The organism is Microbacterium sp. HMWF026 (assembly GCF_003061325.1).
Classification (GTDB): domain Bacteria; phylum Actinomycetota; class Actinomycetes; order Actinomycetales; family Microbacteriaceae; genus Microbacterium; species Microbacterium testaceum_E.
The window spans coordinates 1-4,011 of record NZ_QAJB01000405.1 but is presented as its reverse complement, the minus strand read 5'-3'; the positions used below and the strand labels follow the sequence as shown (position 1 = coordinate 4,011).

The following is a 4,011-nucleotide window of genomic DNA, read 5'->3' as shown; positions in this document are numbered from 1 at the left end:
CGAATCCGGAGGGAGCGGTGTCGTCGGCGCGAAGGCGGTCATCACGCCCTCTGCCGCGGGCGGTCTGACGGTGACGGTGCGGCTCTCGCCCGAGGGCGTGGAGCCGGGCGGGCGAGAGGTCGCCGCGACGACTCTCTCGCGTGTTCTCGAAGTGACGGCCGACAACGCCGCAGACATCAGGGCCACGAGTTTGTATCTGTACGCGGAGGACCAAGCCGGCGACGACCTGTCTTTTCGCGACGCCGCGACGGATTTGGCGCTTCAGGAGTCGCTGAACGGGGACTCGCTGACGCTGGTGGCGGAGGAGTGGACGTCTTTCGCCGAAAGGTGACGGGCGCCTGCGCCCCCATGGAGCGGCTGCCCCTCGCGTCAGGTCGAGGAAGAGTCGTCGCGAGTCCTGACCACGAGCGCCTCAGTTCACCCGCGGCTTCGCGCGCTTGCCGTCCGCGGTGACCTGCGGGTGGTGCTTGGTCAGCTGGATGACGCCCCAGGTCGCGATGGCGCCGGCGATGACGAAGCCGATGAGCGCCCAGGCCGGAGCCGTCGACGCCTCACCGAGCACCAGCAGGCCGATGAGCACCGCGACGATCGGATCGATCACGGTGAGGCCCGCGATGACGAGGTCGGGCGGGCCGACCGAGTACGCGGTCTGCACGAAGTACGCGCCGACCGCGACCGCCGCGAGCAGCGCGACCAGGCACAGCAGCGTCAGCCACTCGAAGTTGCCCGCCTGCGCGCGGCTGATGACCACCTTGGCCAGCGTCGCGACGAAGCCGTAGATGACGCCCGCGGCCATGATGTAGAACAGCGCCTGTGCGCGACGGCGGACGAGGACCCAGAACACGCCGAATACGACGACGACGACGGCCAGGATGCCGAGGATGATCAGCAGTTCGCGTTCGGTGATGACGTGCTCGGTGGCGAAGAACGCGGCGATCGTGACGAACACGAGGATGCCGCCGACGCACAGCGCGATCGCGACGAGGGACTGCCGCGTGGGTTTGTGACGCGAGACGCGGGCGTTCAGCACGGTGGTGATGACGAGGGCGATCGCCCCCAGCGGCTGGACGAGGATCAGCGGCGCCACCGACAGGGCGGACAGCTGGCACACGATCGCCAATCCGAGCATGACCGTTCCGGCCACCCAGGACGGGCGCGTCAGCAGCGAGGTGAGCTGCGAGCGGGACAGGCCGCCGGTGGTCTTGCCGCCCGACAGGCGTTCGACCTTCTGCACGCCGCGGTGCTGGTACTGCGCGCCGAACGACATGAACACGGCACCGAGAAGGGCCAGCGGGATGCCGAGCAGGATGCGCGGGTCGCGGAACACGCCGACGAGCTGGTCGATTCCGTCGCTGAGGGTGGCATCGAGCGGAGTCACCCCTCGACGATAACCGCACCCCCGCTGGATAGGCTGGAGACGTGGCCGTACTCCCGATCCGCATCATGGGCGATCCCGTGCTGCACGCTCCCGCTGCCCGCGTCGACGAGATCACCGACGAGGTGCGTCAGCTCGTCGCCGACATGTTCGAGACGATGGACGCCGCTCCCGGCGTCGGTCTCGCCGCTCCGCAGGTGGGCGTGGGACTGCGCATCTTCACGTACACCTACGAGGACGACGAGGGTCAGCCGTGGCGCGGCGTCGTCATCAACCCCGAGCTGTGGATCCGCCCGCTCGAGCCCGGCTACCCCGACCCGGACGAAGAGAGCGAGGGGTGCCTGTCGTTCCCCGGCGAGCGCTTTCCGCTGCGTCGTTCCGAGGCGGCGCTGCTGACGGGCACCGATCTCGAGGGTCACGCGGTGCGCATCGAGGTGACGGGGTGGCGCGCGCGGATCCTGCAGCACGAGTTCGACCACCTCGACGGCGTCCTGTACGTCGATCGTCTGGACGACGAGGATGCGCGGGTCGTGGCCAAGATCGCGAAGAAGCGCAAGTGGGGCAAGCCCGGAGCCTCGTGGATGCCGGGGGTCGACGACATCGACGCGTGAGCGTCGTCACGGGTGCGGCGCCGGGGCGCGGCATCCGGAACCGTTCCGGCTCAGCCCTCGATGATGTTGGGGGCGAAGCGGCAGTAGTAGTCGGTGATGGGTCCGTCGGACTCGCGGATGCCGACCCCGTACGCCTCGTCGTCGACGACCCACGACCCCAGGACGGGGTGGTTGCTCCCCCGCGCGCCGGGGAAGTCGGGCAGCTCGTGGTACTGCTGCCAGACGCGTTCGCGTCCGAGGCCCTCGCGGCGGTACTCCTGCCCGTTCGAGGTGACCGTGCCGTCGGCGCGGTGGACGCGGATGCCGTCGCCCTCGCGGCCGAAGACGGGTTTGACGACGAAGTCGCTCATGCCGTTCGGGCCGTCGGCGTAGGCCGGCAGCAGGTTGGGGTGCCCGGGATACAGGCGCCACAGGGCGACGAGCAGGAGTTTGTTGGACAGCAGCATCTTCCACGCCGGCTCGTACCAGTGGCCGAAGAGTCCGCGACCGGCGATGAGCAGCGCACCGAACTCCTGGTCGCCGGTGACCCGGTCCTCTCCCGAGACGAGGTCCTCCCAGGGGTAGAGCCTGAAGAGGTTGCGGATGACGGGGAATTGCGTGCCGGGTTCGTCGCCGGGCAGGGCGGCGATGCTGCGGGACGAGCCCCACGGCTCGGGGACGCCCACGAACTGGCGGGCTCCGTGGTGCCAGCCGATGTCCTTCATCTCGATGCCCGTGTGCTCCCACCCGGCCTCGGCGGCGAGGTCGCGCATGTAGGCGACGGTGTCCCAGTCCTCGCCGTAGGTGTCGGCATCCGAGTGGGCCACGAACAACCGCCCGCCCTCGCCCTCGTTCAGCGAGCGGTGCAGCAGGGCGCGCCACCGGGCCACCAGGGCCTCGTGCAGGCCGTTCCACTGGTCGGTGCCGGCCGGCACGGCGCCGCTCACGATACGGTCCTGCAGCCACATCCACTGCGTCACCGACGCCTCGATGAGACCGGTGGGGGTGTCGGCGTTGTACTCGAGCATCTTGGCCGGTGAGCCGTCTCCGGCGTAGGCCAGGTCGAAGCGCGCGTAGACGTCGGGTTCGGCCTGCTCGAGCGACCACTGCGCGAACTCGAACGCCCGCGGGGGCAGTCCGAGGGTGCCGAGTTCGCCCGTGGCGAGGTATCGCGCCGCTTCGCGACTCATGCGGTGCAGCTCTTCGGTCTCGCGCTCGAACTGCTCGACCTCGGGCAGGGTGAAGACGTAGGCGGCGCCGTCGTTCCAGTACTCCACCGCCGAGCCGTCGTCGCGGACGGAGCGCGAGTAGATCAGACCCGACTGCTTGATCGTGCGCTCCCAGCCGGGTCGCGGGTCCATCTCGATCCGGTGCATCAGCCGCCGAAGCCTCCGCCCGAACCCGACCCGCCGAAGCCGCCGCGCGAGACGCTGTCGCCGCTGCTCGAGATGCCCTTCGCCGCGGTGCGACCGGACGGCAGCGTGTCGGTTCCACCCGATACGGGCTGACCGACGGCGGGGACCGTCCGGCTGCTCGTACCCAGGGGGAGGAAGTACCATCCGGCTCCCCCGCCGTGGTTGTTGCAGTCGTCGTCGGGCAGACGCTTCTCGGTGGCGTTGTCGCGGCAGATCTGCGCGTAGTCCTCGGAGACGTTCGTCCCCTGACCGCAGCCGGTGAGTGTCGCGGCGAGCGCGGCGACCACGCCGACGGTGACGGTGCGGGAGGCGCGGCGGCGCGCGTGCGGATGCATGGGGGTTCTCCTCGGGGATGCCGGTTCGTCGGCTCCTCGGCGATGCTCTCACACCCGGGTGGCCGCGGGCGTCGGGAGCCGGTCCGCGTCGGGTCAGCGCGCGAAGGCGTGGAGGTGGAGCTCGTCGCTGAGGGCCTCGCTCGCGAGGCGGCCTCGGACGCTCCTGCCCTGCTCGTCGAGGGGTGGACTGACGACCGCCGCCCCGAGGCGCCCCCGCGCGGCCAGGACGACACCGCCCGAGACGCTGGATTTGGCGGGGACGCCGACGGCGCGCATCCACCGCCCCGATCCGTCGT

Annotated in this window: 6 protein-coding genes; 2 read left to right on the top strand and 4 right to left on the bottom strand. The window is 70.4% G+C overall.

From position 1 onward, the window contains the following. Positions 1–331, top strand: a 331-nt coding sequence (locus tag DBR36_RS17900) for a hypothetical protein (RefSeq protein ID WP_181373626.1), incomplete at its 5' end; no start/stop codon positions are given. A gap of 81 nt (positions 332–412) precedes the next feature. Here DBR36_RS17900 and DBR36_RS14935 read toward each other — a convergent pair. Beyond that, positions 413–1,378, bottom strand: coding sequence for a DMT family transporter (locus DBR36_RS14935; RefSeq protein ID WP_258222887.1), 966 nt, complete (start codon positions 1,376–1,378; stop codon positions 413–415). A 41-nt stretch (positions 1,379–1,419) separates the two neighbouring features. On the opposite strand from DBR36_RS14935, the gene def reads away from it, so the two are divergent. Further along, positions 1,420–1,986: a peptide deformylase gene (def, locus tag DBR36_RS14930; RefSeq protein WP_108320538.1), complete on the top strand. Its 567-nt coding sequence runs from the start codon at positions 1,420–1,422 to the stop codon at positions 1,984–1,986. A gap of 50 nt (positions 1,987–2,036) precedes the next feature. Here the strand turns inward: def and DBR36_RS14925 are convergent, their stop codons facing one another. The 3 genes from DBR36_RS14925 to DBR36_RS14915 all read right to left on the bottom strand — a co-directional run. Continuing rightward, the gene (locus tag DBR36_RS14925; protein WP_108320537.1) at positions 2,037–3,341 is read right to left on the bottom strand and encodes a glutathionylspermidine synthase family protein; all 1,305 of its coding nucleotides are present in this window, start codon (positions 3,339–3,341) and stop codon (positions 2,037–2,039) included. After that, positions 3,341–3,715 (bottom strand): tRNA-dihydrouridine synthase, encoded by a 375-nt coding sequence (locus DBR36_RS14920; protein ID WP_108320536.1) that lies wholly within the window; start codon positions 3,713–3,715, stop codon positions 3,341–3,343. Before DBR36_RS14920 ends, DBR36_RS14925 begins: the two co-directional genes overlap by 1 nt. 93 nt (positions 3,716–3,808) lie before the next feature. After that, positions 3,809–4,011, bottom strand: a 203-nt coding sequence (locus DBR36_RS14915; protein WP_146185386.1) for a glutaminase, incomplete at its 5' end; no start/stop codon positions are given.

Excerpts from the sequence above, each read along its gene's own strand:
- DBR36_RS14925 (WP_108320537.1), bottom strand. The coding sequence starts at position 3,341 with ATGCACCGGATCGAGATGGACCCGCGACCCGGCTGGGAGCGCACGATC.
- DBR36_RS14920 (WP_108320536.1), bottom strand. The coding sequence starts at position 3,715 with ATGCATCCGCACGCGCGCCGCCGCGCCTCCCGCACCGTCACCGTCGGC.